Source organism: Paraburkholderia sp. BR10923, assembly GCF_040948765.1.
GTDB lineage: Bacteria > Pseudomonadota > Gammaproteobacteria > Burkholderiales > Burkholderiaceae > Paraburkholderia > Paraburkholderia youngii.
This window is the reverse complement of the sequence record NZ_JBFPKO010000014.1, coordinates 25,194-41,292: the sequence shown is the minus strand read 5'-3', so window position 1 is coordinate 41,292 and position 16,099 is coordinate 25,194. Positions and strand designations below refer to the sequence as shown.

Genomic DNA, 16,099 nt, shown 5'->3' with positions numbered 1-16,099 from the left:
ATCAGCGTTACCGCAAAAGCAGTCGCAACAGAAGGAGACAGACAACATGGCATCCCCCGATCACGCGGGGTCCGTCGCGCGCAGCGGCGGCAACGCGGCGCATTCCACCGACGCGGCCGGCAGCGCCGCCCGCAGCACCGCCGCTCAGGCGGCGGGCCATGCAGCGCTCGACGCCGGCAGCATTTCGGCGCGCCTCGACCGCTTGCCCGCCACGCGCTCCATCTGGAAGCTCGTGGTGCTGCTGAGCCTTGGCTTCTTCTTTGAACTCTATGATCTGCTGTACTCCGGCTATGTCGCGCCGGGCCTCGTGAAAAGCGGCCTGCTGAGCGCGACCACGCGCGGCCTGTTCGGCTCGACCGGCGTCGCGAGTTTCATCGCCGCGCTGTTTAGTGGCCTGTTTATCGGCACGATCGCGTGCGGTTTCCTCGCGGATCGCTTCGGGCGGCGCGCGGTGTTCACCTGGTCGCTGCTTTGGTATACCGCGGCGAACGTGGTGATGGCGTTCCAGGAGACTGCGGCGGGCCTCAATTTCTGGCGCTTCGTCGCCGGTGTCGGCATCGGCGTCGAGCTGGTGACGATCGGCACTTACATCTCCGAGCTGGTGCCCAAGCAGATTCGCGGCCGCGCGTTCGCGTGCGAGCAGGCGGTCGGCTTCACGGCGGTGCCGGTGGTTGCGTTTCTGTCGTTTCTGCTGGTGCCGCGCACGCTGTTCGGTCTGGACGGCTGGCGCTGGGTCGTGCTGATCGGCGCGCACGGCGCGCTATTCGTCTGGTGGATTCGCCGCGCGTTGCCGGAAAGCCCGCGTTGGCTCGCGCAGCAAGGACGTCTCGCCGAAGCCGACCGCGTGATGAACGCGCTCGAGGCGAAGGTACGCCACGAATACGGCCGCGAGTTGCCGCCGCCGGCGCCGCCGGTGGCGGTCGCACCGCGCGGCAGCTTCCGCGACATGTGGATGCCGCCGTACCGCAGCCGCACGCTGATGATGACGATCTTCAATGTCTTCCAGACGGTCGGTTTCTATGGCTTCGCGAACTGGGTGCCGACGCTGCTGATCAAGCAGGGCATCACGATCACCACGAGCCTGATGTATTCGAGCGTGATCGCGTTGGCTGCGCCGATCGGTCCGATCATCGGGCTCTTTATCGGCGATCGCTTCGAGCGCAAGACGGTGATCGTCGTGATGGCCGGCGTCAATATCGTGTGCGGGTTGTGGTTCAGTCAGGCATCGGGTGCGGTGCTGCTGGTGAGCTTGGGGGTGTGCCTGACACTGGCCGGTAACATCATTTCGTACAGTTATCACGCGTATCAGACGGAACTGTTTCCGACCAGCATCCGGGCGCGCGCGGTCGGCTTCGTCTACTCGTGGAGCCGTTTTTCCGCGATTTTCACGGCCTTTCTGATCGCGGCCGTGTTGCGCTACTTCGGGACGACCGGCGTGTTCGTGTTCATCGCGGGTGCGATGTTGATCGTGATGCTGGCGATCGGTTTGATGGGACCGCGTACAAAAGGGCTTGAGCTGGAAAAAATCTCGAGATAGAAGGGCAAGAAGATTTCTCCGCACAGGGTCGCTCAGCGGCATAGTTGAGCGACCGCACCGGATACTTCCGTTCTCAGACGACGCTCTTTCCGCCGGTTGCGTCACTTGACAGTGACCGTCCCCTTCATCCCCGCCTCGAAATGCCCGGGTTGCAGGCAGGCAAAATCGAAGACGCCAGCGTGGGAAAATCGCCACGTCAGATCACCGGTTTGTCCGGGTTCGACCGTCACGCTATTGGCGTCGTGATCCATCATGTCTGGCATCGCACGCATCATGTCGGCGTGCTCCTTCAGTTCCTGTTTCGAGCCCAGCGTCATCTCGTGACGTACGTTGCCGGCGTTCTTGACAACGAAGCGGATCGTCTCGTCTTTCTTCACAGCGATCGTCGGCGGCTCGAAGCGCATGGAGTCGAGCATCGTGACGGTGATCGTGCGCGTAGCGTCCTTCGAGTGGGCAGGTTTGCCGACGGATAAGGCTTCATCATTTCCGTGGGCCAGCGCAGTGGAAGTCACCAGGGCAAGCAACAGACCGGCAGCAGCAAGCATTGACTTGAACATCATCGAATCCCCCTTTCCGGCTTGCCCGCACGCGGAGGGAAGCCCGCCTCGCGCAGCGCAGAACCGATCTGTTCTTGCGGCGCGGAGGTTTGGACATGCACGAGCCGGGTTGGCGGATCCGCCGTGATGATCGCGCTCGGATCGATCGACTGAATCGCGCGGCTCACGGCGCGTGCACAACCGCCGCAGGTCATGTTATCGAGGTGGAACTGCATGGAGAACTCCCGTTGAAATGGAGTTCCGAGCGTACACATTGCCATCGTTGGAAGGTCAAGCGACACGACAGGGCAGTAAGGACGCGGATTCCAACCAATGTTCCCATGATCGCCACACGAATCCGGATGCTTCTGCGCCCGAAGGCCATGCCGGGCACCAGCACGATAATGGCCATGCGACTCTTACCACTGCGACGCAAGTGAAGGCTTCGCCTGCCGAAGACAAGGCTTGTTGCGCCGCAACACAGTAAAGTCCGGGCGCGATGCTGATCGCGATGCTGCCGATTGGGTTGACGGAGCTGAACACGAAAGGGCTCGAAATCGAGCAGATATCGACATGGCGACGGCCGGCTTTTGAGCCGGCCCGCCGCCATGTGCCGCGTTGGCTTATACGGTCGATGGAATGCGCAGTCAGAAAGTCGATCTTCCTGCAAGGTGCGGTCCAGGGCCGCTTCAGGTCCCGACTGGACGGATCGACAGCGCGTTCCTGACCGAAGTTACGCCGGGTACCCCTTTCGCCACCTCGGTTGCCCGGTCGCTCTGGGCCTGGAGCGGTACGCTGCCCTGCAGCGTGACAGCACCATCGCGGGCGCGAACCGTAATATTGGCCGTCGAGATACTCCTGTCTTTCACCAGCGCATTTCGAACCTGACGTTGTAGCGCCCGGTTCGCTGCTTTCATCGACTTGTAATGCGATCGGGCTTCAGGCGTCGTGGTCGGTGCAGACTCAGGGGCGTTAGCGTTGCTCGCCTGCGCATAGGCGTGAATCGAACCCGAAATCAGAAGGGCGGTACTGACCAGTCTGACGGCTTGGATTGCTTTCATGCATCTTCTCCTGTCGTTGCAGATCGTTGGGCTACAGACTCAGGTATATCGCACAGCGTCCCCGCAATGTTTCCGGGGCGGATCAAATGGCACTATAGGACAATAAAGGGTTAGGTCAAGAAACAATGCAAATCCAGTCAATTGCACGGACAAGCGACGATTTAGAATACTTCGAATTACGATGGCGCAATTCCGCTGATAGGATTGCAAATCAAATCCAAGGATTAGTTTTTTTCCGCCTTTAATCATGGATTACCTATGCCTGATTGACATATTTAGCCATCCCGGATGTGGCGGCACGGTTACAACTCCGGCATAAAAGCGCCCTTCGATGAAGAGGCCGAGCCGCCGTCCGTGGTGACGCCGTCCGTGGTGAAGTAGGCAATTCGTCCATGGTCGCAGCCGCGCGCTCGCCGCCACGATCAGAACAACTGTTTCTGCCCCGACATCAGCGTCGTGAAATCGTCGCGCAGCAACGGCAGAATCGCGTCGGCGACCGGCTGTAATTGCCGCGTCACATAGTGCTCGTAGTCGATCGCCGAGCGCAGCGTTTCGAGCGGCTCGGGGCCGGCCACTGTAATCACGTAGCTGATCCAGCCGCCGTTCTGATATTGCAGCGGACGTCCCTGCTGGCGATTGAACTCATCGGCGACGCGTGCCGCGCGCACATGAGGCGGCACGTTGCGCTCGTAGGCGTCGATCGGTCTGCGCAACTGCTTGCGATAAACCAGCTGATCGTCGAGCCGGCCCGCGAGCGTATCGCGCACGTAGTCGCGCACGTAATCCTGATACGGCTGCTGCTTGAAGATGCGCCGATACAGTTCCTGCTGAAACTGCTGCGCAAGCGGCGTCCAATCGGTGCGCACGGTTTCGAGACCTTTGTAGACCACGTCCTCGCGCCCGTCAGGCAATACCGTAAGGCCTGCGTAGCGTTTCTTGCTGCCTTCCTCGGCACCGCGCACCGTCGGCATGAAAAAGCGCCGGTAGTGCCGCTCGAATTGCAGTTCCAACGCACTGTCGATACCGAAGCGCGCCTGCAGCTTCTGCCGCCACGCCGCGTTGATATGTTCGACGAGCGCGCGGCCGATGCGCGCGGCGTCTTGCTCATCATGTGCGTGCCTGAGCCAGACGAAGGTCGAGTCGGTGTCGCCATAAATCACTTCGTAGCCTTGCGCCTCGATCAGCTCGCGCGTCGTGTGCATGATCTCGTGGCCGCGCATCGTGATCGACGACGCCAGCCGCGGATCGAAGAAGCGGCAGCCGGTCGAGCCGAGCACGCCGTAGAACGCGTTCATGATGATCTTCAGCGCCTGCGATAGCGGCTTGTTGTGCTCGCGCTTGGCCGCTTCGCGCGCCTGCCAGACCTGCGCGACGATCGACGGCAAGCAGTGACGCGTGCGTGAGAAGCGCGCGCCGAGAAAGCCCGGCACCGAGTGCGCGTCGTCGGGATGCAGCATGCCTTCGACGAGGCCGAGCGGGTCGATCAGAAATGTGCGAATGATCGACGGGTACAGGCTCTTGTAGTCGAGCACGAGCACCGAGTCGTAGAGGCCGGGCCGCGAATCCATCACGAAGCCGCCGGGGCTCGCGGCGCCGGCCACGTCGCCGAGATTCGGCGCGACATAGCCCTGCCGATGCATGCGCGGCATGTACAGATGCGTGAATGCCGCGACCGAGCCGCCGCTGCGATCGGCGGGCAGGCCGGTCACGGTTGCGCGTTCGAGCAGGAACGGCAGCAGCTCGGTCTTCGCGAAGATGCGCGTGACGAGCTCGCAGTCCTTCAGGTTGTAGCGTGCGAGCGCGGGCTTGTCTTCGTCGAAGCGGCGCTGGATTTCGTCCATGCGCTGATACGGATTGTCGATCGCCTTGCCTTCGCCCAGCACCGAACGCGACACATATTCGAGGCTGAACGATGGAAAGCTCCACGTCGCCGACCGCAATGCCTCGATACCGTCGATGACCCAACGACCCGCCACACCCGCGAAAAAATGATTGCGCGTCACGCCATGTTCGCGCCACTCCATCACCGCGCCGCCGCGGCCGATGCGCAGCGGCACGCGATACTGCTCGGCATGCTGTTGCAGCACCTTCAGGTCGAACTGCACCAGGTTCCAGCCGATGATCGCATCGGGATCGTGCCGCTCCATCCACTCGATCAGTTTTTCGAGCAGTTGCGCGCGGGTTTCGCAGTATTCGAGCTTGAAGTCGAGGGCGTCGGCGGCGTTGCCATTCGGCGGCCCAAGCATATACACCTGCCGCTCGCCGCAGCCTTCGAGCGCGATCGAATAAAGCTCGGCATGCGCGCTCGTTTCGATGTCGAGCGATACGAGCTTCAACGGCGGACGATATCCGTTGGCCGGTTTGAGCTCGCCATCGAGCCAGGGGCCCTGGTTCTGCGGCACGCCGCTGAACCACACCGGCGCGGTGATGAAGCGCTCCATCATGTAGCGCTCGGGCGGCTGGATATCAGCCTCGTAGACATCGACGCCGCCTTCTCGCAAGCGCTTTTCGAAGCCCTTCAATTGCCGGTATTGCGCACAGTAAATCCCGCTGACCGGCCGATGCTGGAAGTCGTGCAATTCGAGCGGACGCAGATCGAGCGGCGCGTCGCGGCGCAGGATCGTTTCGGCGCGTTCGCGATGTTCGGCCGGAATGAAGGCAACGGACGGCTGAGGGCGCAGACGGATGTGGCGCGGCCCGCTGTCCGTCGCCAGCCAGAACTCGATTTCCGTGCCGGCGGGCGTGTCCCGCCAATGCCGGGTCAAAATGAAACCCTGCTCGAACTCAGTCAAACTTCCACCTTTTACGCGGCGCAATTGCCTTGCGCGATTTTACCGCCGCGGGCAACGACTTTGAGCGGGCAAAGAAAAGGGCGCTTCGCATTGAAGCGCCCCAAGCAACACGGCTTTATTTCTTTAAAGTCGGTTCAGTTCGCTTCCGGTCGCTCAGGCTTCGAGCGCGAGTGTCGCGAACGTGGCGAGCCAGTGCTCGCCCATGTAGTCGCCCGCCACATGCGGCAGCGCGCAGCGCAGATGACGCTCGGCCGCATCGAACAACAGGGTGCGCCGCACGTCGCCGGCGGGCAGCGCACGCGCGAGCGCACGCTGGCACCACGCGCGGCTCAGATTGAGGCCGTCCAGATGCGCAATCTTGCCGTCGCTGCGATCGGTGACGGTGACGGGTTCGAACAGCGTCGCCGGCTTTTTCGCGCCGAGGTCCGGCAGGAATCGTCCGAACCAGTCGGCGAACTGCGCGGACGGCAACACGCGCCGCATCAACTCCGCTTCCATCAGCGACGGCGACAGGAACTCGTCGCCGGCCGGCTCCCACGCCTGACACGCGACGTCGTCCAGATACCAGCGCTCCGCGGTGCTGACGATCAGCGCTTCGAGCGATTCGCGCGAGGTATGCCGCGCGAAGTCGAGTGTCAGTGCGAGTGCGAACGCCATGTTGAAGTGCGTGCCGACGCGCAGCGGATAGGTCGCTTTCGGCAGGAACTCCTCAAAACGTTCGACGAACGTCTCGGTGAGCGGCGCGAACGTCTTCGACCAGCGCGCGGCTTCGGAGATTTTCATCGACTGCAACTGCGTGCTGAGCGCGAGCAGCCATGCCCAGCCATACGGCCTCTCGAAGCCGCGGTTGTGCGGCAGGTCCAGATACGCGAGTTCGCCGGCGACGTTCGCCTCGGTGAAATGCTCGTCGACCACCGCGACGATGCGCGCGGCCTCGGGCAGATCGGGGAAGCGTTCGAGCAGATGCAGGATCAACCAGTAGCCGTGCACACACGAATGCCAGTCGTAGCTGCCGTAGAAGATCGGATGCAGGGCGCGCGGACCCTGCACGTCCTGCGGCCCTGCGAGCGAGTGCGTGAGCTTGTTCGGGTATTCGCGCGTGAGGTGAGCGAGCGCGACATTGGCGAATTTCGACGCGAATTCGCGGGTGATCTGGATGGTCATCGGCGGCTCCTCAGAAGCGCAATACGAACAGGTACAACAGTATGGTGTTGACGATCGGCAATAGTAAAGCGGTCGGCCATTGCGGCTTGATCGCGACGATCGCGCCGATCACGCCGATCGCGCCGATCACGCCGATCACGCCGAGAATCGCCGGGTTGCCGTTGAACTGATGCACGATCGGTGGCGCGTGCCGGAAGCGCTCAGCCCGTGTTGATTCCCTCCGACGTCAACTGCCGCAACTGCTCCAGCAGCTTGACCGCCGGACTCGGCAGGATGCCCTGGCGCCGCCGGAACGCGGTCAACGTGCGCCGCCCGACCACGCCCGGCACGCCGAGCGTATCGAAGACGCCGGCCTTGCTCTCGGTCACGTACATCGTCGACGCCATCCAGCTCAGAAAGCCCGAACGCGCGACCAGGCTCTTCAGCGCCGTGACCGAGCGCGTTTCGACGACGACATTCGGCAGTCCCAGCCCGCGCTCCGCAAACACGCTCTGCATGTGCTCGAACGGCCCGGTGCCGCGCGGCGGAATCGCCCAGCGCTCGCCCAGCGTGTCGGCGAGCGTGAGGCCGGACTTGCTGCGCAGCGGATGATCGAGCGCGGCGACCACGTAGCTCGCGTCTTCCCAGCGGCAATCGGCGATCGCGGTGATCTCGTCGGTATCGGGCACGGCCATGCTGAGCGCGAGATCGATCTGACGTTTGACGAGCGCATCGGCGAGCCGGTCCCACACGCCCTCGATGATCTCCACGCGCAGGTTCGGCCACTTCGTCAACACGCCGCTGACCGCGAGCGGCAACAACAGGCTCGCGATGCTGCCCACCGCGCCGACCCGGATCGTGCCGCGTGCGAGGCCGCGCATCGCGTCGATTTCCTCGCGCGCCTGTTCGGCTTCGCGTTGCAACAGGATCGCGTGCGGCAGCAGTGCTTCGCCGACCGCGGTCAGATGCATGCCGCGCGAGTGCCGCTCGAACAACGGCGCGCCGACCTGTTCCTCGAGACGGCGGATGGTCCGACTAAGCGCCGGCTGAGTGATGTGCAGTGCTTCGGCGGCGCGTCCGAGGCTGCCGCTCTCGACTGTCACCGCGAACGCCTGCAGTTGTTGAAGGTTGTAAGTCATGCCAAAAGGTAATGCCTTTTAGCGAATTAGGCAATTTTCGGTTACCCCGGCGGCCGTGATAATGGGCTGTCGATTTTTCGCGCTCATCACACAGGAGGCCTCGCATGACAGGCAGCGCGCCGCAGCACAAGCCAGCCCACACGAAAGAGCAGGGCACCCAATGGACCGTACGCGACGCGGTCATCGACTTTGCGCGTCGCGCCGGCATGACGTCGATCTTCGCGAACCCCGGCTCGACCGAACTGCCGATGTTCCGCGATTTCCCCGCGGATTTCCGCTACGTGCTCGGTCTTCAGGAAGCGGTCGTGGTCGGCATGGCCGACGGCTACGCGCAGGCCACCGGCAACGCGGCGCTCGTGAACCTGCATTCGGCGGCGGGCGTCGGCAACGCGATGGGCAATATCTTCACCGCGTTTCGCAACCGCACGCCGCTCGTCGTCACCGCGGGTCAGCAGGCCCGCTCGATCCTGCCGTTCGACCCGTTCCTTGCCGCGACCCAGGCGACCGAATTGCCAAAGCCCTACGTGAAATGGAGCATCGAGCCGGCCCGCGCGCAGGACGTGCCGCTCGCGATCGCGCGTGCGTACGCGATCGCGATGCAGGAGCCGCGCGGCCCGGTGTTCGTATCGATCCCCGCCGACGACTGGGATCAGCCGGCCGAACGGGTGGCCGATCGCGAGGTCGCGCACATCATGCGTCCCGATCCGGCGATGCTCGAGCGCATCGGCGCGGTGCTAGACGCGTGCGCACGGCCCGCATTCGTGGTGGGCGGCGCGGTCGATCGCGCGAATGCGGCGACAGACGTGGTACGGCTCGCGGAGCGGCATGCGGCGCGCGTCTACGTCGCGCCGATGACCGGGCGTTGCAGCTTCCCCGAAACGCACCGGCTGTTCGCGGGATTTTTGCCGGCGATGCGCGAGCGCATCGTCGAGCTGCTCGGCGCGCACGACGCGATCTTCGTGATCGGCGCGCCCGCGTTCACGTATCACGTCGAAGGCAGCGGTCCGCATGTGCCGCCGGGCGCGCGGCTGTGTCAGTTGATCGACGATCCGGGCGTCGCGGCATGGACGCCGCAAGGCATCGCCGCGGTCGGCAATCTGCGGCTCGGTGTGCAGGACCTGCTCGCGCGCGCCGCGCCCAAAGCGCGCGAGTTGCCCGCGCCGCGCGCGGCGGCGCCGCGCGCGCTGCCGCCCAGACGAGGCGAGCGGATGTCGGTCGCCTTCGCGTTGCAGACACTCGCGGAAGTGCGCGATACCGATGGCATCGTCGTCGAGGAAGCGCCGAGTTCGCGGCCGATCATGCAGACCTATCTGCCGATCGCGCGCCCCGGCACTTTCATGACGATGGACAGCGGTGGCCTCGGCTACGGCATGCCGGCCGCGGTCGGCGTCGCGCTCGCGCGGCCCGGCGAGCGCGTGATCGCGCTGATCGGCGACGGTTCGAGCATGTACTCGATCCAGGCGATCTGGAGCGCGGTGCAGATGCAGTTGCCGATCACGTACGTGATCCTGAACAACACGCGCTACGCGGCGCTGCAGGATTTCGCGCCGGTGTTCGGTTTCGCGCCGAACGAGACCGTGCAGGGCACGGATTTGCCGGGGCTCGACTTCGTGACGATCGCGGCGGGCATGGGTTGCCCTGGCGTGCGCGTCAGCGAGGCCGCTGAACTTGCCGGCGTGTTGCGTCGCGCGCTGACCGACGCTGACGGGAAAGGCGGTCCCACGCTCGTCGAGATGATCGTCGCGTAACGGCGCTTCCCATTCACGAAAAGAAGAGAGTCCTACGATGAAGAACGTATCGATGCTGATCGGCGGCGAACAGGCACAGGCGCGCAACGGCGCGACCTTCGAGCGCCGCAATCCGCTCGACGGCGAAGTCGCGTCGCGCGCGCCGGCCGCGACCGTCGAAGATGCCATCGCCGCCGTCGATGCCGCCGCGGCCGCCTTTCCGGTGTGGTCCGCGCTCGGGCCGAGCGAGCGCCGCGCGCTGCTGACGAAGGCCGCGCACGCGCTCGAAGCGAAGGCCGACGCGTTCGCCGCCGCAATGGCCGCCGAGACCGGCGCGTCGGGCATCTGGGCCGGCTTCAACGTCCATCTCGCGGCGGCCGGGCTGATCGAAGCGGCCGCGCTGACCACGCAGATCGCCGGCGAACTGATTCCGTCTGACGTGCCCGGCAGTCTCGCGATGGGCGTGCGTCAGCCCGCGGGCGTCGTGCTCGGCATCGCGCCGTGGAACGCGCCGGTGATTCTCGCGGTGCGCGCAATCGCGTTGCCGCTCGCATGCGGCAACACGGTCGTGCTGAAGGGCTCGGAGATCTGCCCGGCGACACACGGTCTGATCATCGAGGCGATGCAGCAGGCGGGTCTGCCGCGCGGCACGGTGAACTTCGTGACCAATGCGCCGGCCGACGCCGCACGCATCGTCGACGCGATGATCGAACACCCGGCCGTACGGCGCGTCAACTTCACGGGCTCGACGCGCGTGGGCCGTCTTATCGCCGAAACCTGCGCGCGCAATCTGAAGCCCTCGGTGCTCGAACTCGGCGGCAAAGCGCCGCTCGTCGTGCTCGATGACGCCGATATCGGCGCCGCCGTCGATGCGGCCGTGTTCGGCGCGTTCGCCAATTCCGGGCAAATCTGCATGTCGACCGAGCGGATCATCGTCGACGACAGCATCGCCGATGCGTTCGTCGAGCGGCTCGCCGCGCGTGCGCGCGCGTTGCCGCTCGGCGACCCGCGCAATGGGCCGGTCGTGCTCGGCTCGGTGGTCGATATGAGCACCGTCGAGCGCTGCAACGCGCTGATCGACGACGCGCTCGCCAAAGGCGCGACGCTCGTGTGCGGCGGCAAGAGCGAAACCACATTGATGCCCGCGACGCTGCTCGATCGCGTGACGCCGGACATGCGCATCTATCACGACGAATCGTTCGGGCCGGTCAAGCCGATCGTGCGCGTGCGCGGCGAAGAAGCCGCGATAGCGTGCGCGAACGACAACGAATACGGCCTGTCGGCGGCAGTATTCAGCCGCGACACGGCGCGTGCGCTGAACGTCGCGAAGCGCATCGAGTCGGGCATTTGTCACGTGAACGGTCCGACCGTGCACGACGAAGCGCAGATGCCGTTCGGCGGCGTGAAGGCGAGTGGCTTCGGCCGCTTCGGCGGCAAGGCGGGGATCGCGGAATTCACCGATCTGCGCTGGGTCACGCTGCAAACCACGCCGCGTCACTATCCGTTCTAATTGCCGACACCAAAAAATCGAACAACGCGCGCGCAGCGCAAACAACGGAGACATGTCGATGAACTACGTTCCTCCCGCTTCGGCCGCGCCCTCGACCTCGACCGCGCGCGACGACGCGGCGCTCGCCGGCATTGCGCGCGGCGGCAACACGGTCGACATCGGTCATGCGCTCGACGACGGCCCCTATACGTTGCTGCAGAAAATCGCGGTGGTGCTCGCGGCGCTGTCGATCGTCGTCGATGGTTTCGACAGCCAGCTAATCGGCTTTGCGATTCCGATGCTGATCAAGGAGTGGGGCATCACGCGCAATGCGTTTGCGCCGGTGGTCGCGTCGGGGCTGATCGGCATGGGCATCGGAAGTGCGTTCGCGGGGCTGTTCGCCGATCGCTTCGGCCGCCGCTGGGCCGTGATCGGCAGCGTGTTCGTGTTCGGTCTCGCGACCTGCGCGATCAGTCTGGCGCCGAACGTCGCGGCCATCGCGGCGCTGCGTTTTATCGCGGGGCTCGGCATCGGCGGCGCGCTGCCGACGTCGACGACGCTGACCGCCGAGTTCACGCCCGCGCGTTTTCGTACCTTCGCGGTGACGGCGACCATTCTGTGCGTGCCGCTCGGTGGCATGGTCGCGGGACTGTTCGCCGGGCAGGTATTGCCGATTTATGGCTGGCGCGGTCTGTTCGTCGCGGGTGGGGTGCTGCCGCTCGTGCTCGGCATCGTCCTCGTCGCCGCGCTGCCGGAATCGCCGCGGTTTATGGCGCGCCGTCCGCATCGCTGGCCAGAACTCGCGAAGCTGCTGCGGCGCATGGCCCGCGACGTGTCGGCCGATGCGAGCTTTACCGACGTGCGCGAACAAAGCGCCGAGAAACACGTCGGCTTCACCGCGCTGTTTCGCGATGGCCGGTCGCGCGACACCGTCGCGATCTGGGGCGCGTTCTTCATGTGCCTGCTCGCGGTGTACGCGGCATTCAGCTGGCTGCCGTCGATGCTGACGAGCGAGGGTTTGAGCGTGTCGCTCGCGGGCTATGGCCTGAGCGCGTACAACCTTGGCGGCGTAATCGGCGCGGTGCTGTGCGCGCTGGCGATCGGGCGCTACGGCTCGCGCTGGCCGCTGCTGCTGTGCTGCGCGGGCGGCGTCGCGAGCGCATGGATGCTGCTCGGCGTCAGCGCGACACAGCATACGGCGTTGATGATCGTCGGCCTCGGCTTGCATGGGCTGTTCGTCAATGCGGTGCAATCGACGATGTACGCGCTGTGCGCCTACGTCTATCCGACCGGCGTGCGGGCCACTGGCACCGCGTCGGCACTCGCGGTCGGCCGCGTCGGCGCGATTCTGAGCGCGTTCGCGGGCGCCGCGGTGATCACGGCCGGCGGCGCCTTGGGCTATCTGCTGATGCTCGGTATCGCGATGGTCATCGTGCTGATCGCGCTGGCGGTGGTGCGGCGGCACATTCCGCGACGAGGCGCCGCAAGCGTGCGCTGACCGATGCGAAGGGGCCGTCGCGATGCCCCGGCGCACGTACCGACGCCATCAACCTCGTTGAATATAAACAGGCAATGCCACCGCATTCGCGGCCGGATCGCCGGCTGCATCGGTCGGCAAATATTGCGTCTGAAACGCGGTAAACATCGCGGCAAATCCATCGGCGCGCTGCACGATCACCGCGCCGTCCTGGAACGCACCGTTTTCGTTGTAGTGCGGCCCGCGCGGATTGCCCTGATTCATGTGGGTTTCGTGAAGACCGTCCTTCTTCGGCAGAAACAGAAAGCCGAACCCATAGACGACGATGTCTGCGGTCGTCGGGGTCCAGAAATCGCGGTTTTGCAACTGACCGCTGCCGTTGTCGTAGGGCAGGCTTTGCGACGGCTTGCTTTCGTCGATGGTCAGGATTTCGTCGATGATGTCATTGACGTCGGCGCGATTGCCGTTTTGATCCTCGTAGGGGACCGGCCGCATGCGGTGAATGTCGAGCAGGCTGCTGTCCTGGAAGTAGTCGAGCCGCGGAAAGCCGCTGGTGTAGAGGCCGAGGTTCAGGGCCTGCAGTTTCGCGGTGAGCGGATCGGCGAAGTTCAGATCGGCATAGAAGTACACGTCGTCGTTACCGCTTGCGCCCGGTTGCGTCGACGCCGAATTGACGACGATATTGAATGGCGTGTTGTCGTTGCCAGTAACCGTAATCACATAGTGCGGACTGCCCACATACGAATCTTTGAAAGGCGCCGCGCGCAGCAGTTTTCCCTTGAACATGCAGTATTCGTTCATGAGTGAATGACCTTGTCGAAGTTGATGAACGGAGAGCGACTCGCACCCAGGCATACGGTGCTAGTCGTCGATAAACAGAACGGTGCGGACGGCGCGGCGAACGCCAAACAGATCAACGAGCCGTTTCGAACCCGGCTGCCCAGCGAGCCCATTCGACCAGCACGTCGGTCACATCGTCGGGCCGCTCCATCGTGCACATATGACCGCTTCGTTCGATCACGCGAAGCTTCGAGCCGCGAATCTGCGCGTGCATCTCCTCGTGACGCGCCAACGGACTCCATTTGTCATCGCGTCCGCACACGATCATCGTCGGGCACGCGATGTCGCGAAGCAGCGCCGCCGCATCGGGACGATCCAGCAATGCGCGGATCTGCGCCGCGAATTTATCTGGCGTGCTTCGCTCGATCATGTCGAGCACCGCCTCGTAGACGGCGGAATCGTGGCGATCGGCGTTGACCATGCCGGGCGCCCACTCGTTGCCCATCGCGCGCATGCCTTTCGCGCGCGCGAGTTCGAGCAGTCGCAGCCGCTGCGCGCGCTCGCTTTCGCCGGCCTCGCCGGCGGCACGCGGCGTGCAACCGGTGTCGAGCAACGCGAGCCCGGCGATGCGTTGCGGAGCGCGCCGGAACACTTCGAGCGCGACCCGTCCCCCCATCGAATGACCCGCGACAAGCAGGCGGTCTCCCGAAACCGACTCGAGCACGAGTTCGGCCATCGCGCCGAGCGAGTCGCGCATGCCGTAGTCGGGCACGAAGCAGTCGCCGAACGCGCCAAGCGCGCCGCGCTGATCGGCCCACACTGCGCCGTCGCAGAGCAGTCCAGGGAGCAAAACGATTTGGTGGGTCATGGGTGTCCTGTGATGCGTTGAACGGATAAAAAAATGACACTCTGTACGACGTCATCGTCGAATGGTCATTCATCCGCCTTACCATAGCATGCCCATCTGCCGCGCGGTCGCATCGATCGCCGCTTTTGCCTTCGCGACGATTTCGTCGATTTCCGGGCGGCTGATCACGAGCGGCGGCGACAGCAACATCCGGTCGCCGCTCGCGCGCATGATCAGATTGCCGTTGAAGCAGAAGTCGCGGCACAGCGCGCCAACATCGCCGCCATTCGCAAAGCGCTTGCGCGCGAGCGGCTCCTCGGCGAGTTGCACACCCGCCACGAGGCCCGCGCCGCTGATCTCGCCAACGACAGGATGAGCGGCGAACGTCTCACGCAGTCTCTTCTGAAAGTATGGACCGGTATCCGCTTTGACGCGCTCGACGATCCTCTCGTCGCGCAGCAGTTTCAGATTGGCAAGCGCGACGGCCGCCGCGACCGGATGCCCGGAGTAGGTGAGGCCATGATTGAAGTCGCCATTGTCGATCAGTGCGCGGGCGACGCGATCATGCAGGCCGACCGCTCCCATCGGCACGTAACCGCTCGTGAGTCCCTTCGCGAGCGTGATCAGGTCCGGCTCGAAGCCGAAGTGCTGATGCGCGAACCATTCGCCGGTTCGGCCGAAGCCGCCGATCACTTCGTCCGCGACGAGCAGCACGTCGTACTTGCGGCAAATTCGCTCGATTTCCGGCCAGTAAGTGTCGGCCGGAAAGATCACGCCGCCGGCTCCCTGGAAAGGCTCACCGATAAACGCGGCGACATGGTCCGCACCGAGTTCGAGAATCTTCGCTTCGAGCTGCCGCGCGCGAGCCAGCGCGAATTCTTCCGGCGTCTGACCGCTCGCCGCTTCGCCGAAGAAATAAGGTTGATCGATATGCACGATGTTCTCGACTTTCGACGGCATCTGTTCATGCATATAAGCCATGCCGCCGAGCGTGCCGCCCGCGATCGTCGACCCGTGATAAGCGTTCTTGCGCGCGATGACGAACTTCTTCGCGCTCTGGCGTTGCGTCGCCCAGTATTGATGAACGATGCGCAGCACGGTGTCGTTGCCCTCCGAGCCGCTGTTGCAGTAGAAGAAGTGATTGAATGGCGCAGGCGTGAGCTCGGCGAGTAGGGCCGACAGTTCGATCACCGGCGGATGAGTCGTCTTGAAGAAGGTGTTGTAGTACGGCAGTTCTTGCATCTGCCGGAAGGCGGCGTCGGCGAGTTCATGGCGTCCGTAGCCGACGTTCACGCACCACAGTCCAGCCATGCCGTCGATGATCTTGTTGCCGTCCGAGTCCCACAGGTACACGCCTTGCGCCTTTACGATCACGCGCGAACCCGCGCGATTGAGCGAGCCCATATCCGAGAACGGGTGAATGTGATGCGCGGCATCGAGCGCGCGGTATTCGGCGGTGCTGCGCGACGGGGCTTGCGAGGTCGGCGCGTCTATCGTTCCGCCAAGCTCGGGCGTCTCCTTCTCCGCATACATCAAATCGTTTGTCTTATAGCTCATACTGCCTCCGTCTT

General features: G+C 64.3%; 14 protein-coding genes. 4 read left to right on the top strand and 10 right to left on the bottom strand.

Annotated features, from left to right (window positions below):
• Positions 1-46: 46 nt before the first annotated feature.
• Positions 47-1,537: an MFS transporter gene (locus tag AB3X94_RS24230; protein WP_368612948.1), complete on the top strand. Its 1,491-nt coding sequence runs from the start codon at positions 47-49 to the stop codon at positions 1,535-1,537.
• 101 nt (positions 1,538-1,638) lie between these two features.
• Here the strand turns inward: AB3X94_RS24230 and AB3X94_RS24225 are convergent, their stop codons facing one another.
• The 7 genes from AB3X94_RS24225 to AB3X94_RS24195 form a co-directional block, all read right to left on the bottom strand.
• Positions 1,639-2,097, bottom strand: a complete 459-nt coding sequence (locus AB3X94_RS24225; protein WP_368612947.1) for a plastocyanin/azurin family copper-binding protein — start codon at positions 2,095-2,097, stop codon at positions 1,639-1,641.
• Positions 2,094-2,309, bottom strand: coding sequence for a heavy-metal-associated domain-containing protein (locus AB3X94_RS24220; RefSeq protein ID WP_176106486.1), 216 nt, complete (start codon positions 2,307-2,309; stop codon positions 2,094-2,096). The genes AB3X94_RS24225 and AB3X94_RS24220 overlap by 4 nt, the downstream gene beginning before the upstream one ends.
• Before the next feature lie 453 nt (positions 2,310-2,762).
• Positions 2,763-3,134: a BON domain-containing protein gene (locus AB3X94_RS24215; protein WP_176106485.1), complete on the bottom strand. Its 372-nt coding sequence runs from the start codon at positions 3,132-3,134 to the stop codon at positions 2,763-2,765.
• Positions 3,135-3,556: 422 nt separating this feature from the next.
• Complete coding sequence (locus AB3X94_RS24210) at positions 3,557-5,926, bottom strand: DNA polymerase II (RefSeq protein WP_368612946.1); 2,370 nt, start codon at positions 5,924-5,926, stop codon at positions 3,557-3,559.
• Between the two features lie 153 nt (positions 5,927-6,079).
• Positions 6,080-7,090 (bottom strand): DUF2891 domain-containing protein, encoded by a 1,011-nt coding sequence (locus tag AB3X94_RS24205; RefSeq protein ID WP_368612945.1) that lies wholly within the window; start codon positions 7,088-7,090, stop codon positions 6,080-6,082.
• A gap of 10 nt (positions 7,091-7,100) precedes the next feature.
• Entirely contained in the window at positions 7,101-7,265 is a 165-nt protein-coding gene (locus AB3X94_RS24200; protein WP_246391902.1) for a hypothetical protein, read from the bottom strand.
• 25 nt (positions 7,266-7,290) lie between these two features.
• Positions 7,291-8,208 carry a LysR family transcriptional regulator gene (locus AB3X94_RS24195; RefSeq protein WP_368591236.1) on the bottom strand — a complete coding sequence of 306 codons (918 nt, stop codon included), beginning with the start codon at positions 8,206-8,208 and terminating at the stop codon, positions 7,291-7,293.
• A 104-nt stretch (positions 8,209-8,312) separates the two neighbouring features.
• Here AB3X94_RS24195 and mdlC point away from each other — a divergent pair, with 104 nt between their 5' ends.
• From mdlC to AB3X94_RS24180, 3 genes are read left to right on the top strand one after another with little or no spacing between them, the layout of a single operon-like run.
• On the top strand, positions 8,313-9,956 hold the full coding sequence (mdlC, locus tag AB3X94_RS24190; protein WP_368612944.1) for a benzoylformate decarboxylase: 1,644 nt from the start codon (positions 8,313-8,315) through the stop codon (positions 9,954-9,956).
• Positions 9,957-9,993: 37 nt separating this feature from the next.
• Positions 9,994-11,445, top strand: a complete 1,452-nt coding sequence (locus AB3X94_RS24185) for an aldehyde dehydrogenase (RefSeq protein WP_368612943.1) — start codon at positions 9,994-9,996, stop codon at positions 11,443-11,445.
• A gap of 58 nt (positions 11,446-11,503) precedes the next feature.
• On the top strand, positions 11,504-12,922 hold the full coding sequence (locus tag AB3X94_RS24180) for an MFS transporter (protein WP_368612942.1): 1,419 nt from the start codon (positions 11,504-11,506) through the stop codon (positions 12,920-12,922).
• Between the two features lie 48 nt (positions 12,923-12,970).
• Here the strand turns inward: AB3X94_RS24180 and AB3X94_RS24175 are convergent, their stop codons facing one another.
• From AB3X94_RS24175 to AB3X94_RS24165, 3 genes are all read right to left on the bottom strand, one after another.
• The gene (locus AB3X94_RS24175) at positions 12,971-13,702 is read right to left on the bottom strand and encodes a DUF2278 family protein (protein ID WP_176106478.1); all 732 of its coding nucleotides are present in this window, start codon (positions 13,700-13,702) and stop codon (positions 12,971-12,973) included.
• 112 nt (positions 13,703-13,814) lie between these two features.
• Positions 13,815-14,549: an alpha/beta fold hydrolase gene (locus AB3X94_RS24170; RefSeq protein WP_368612941.1), complete on the bottom strand. Its 735-nt coding sequence runs from the start codon at positions 14,547-14,549 to the stop codon at positions 13,815-13,817.
• A 78-nt stretch (positions 14,550-14,627) separates the two neighbouring features.
• Complete coding sequence (locus AB3X94_RS24165) at positions 14,628-16,085, bottom strand: aspartate aminotransferase family protein (RefSeq protein ID WP_368612940.1); 1,458 nt, start codon at positions 16,083-16,085, stop codon at positions 14,628-14,630.
• Positions 16,086-16,099 lie beyond the last annotated feature (14 nt).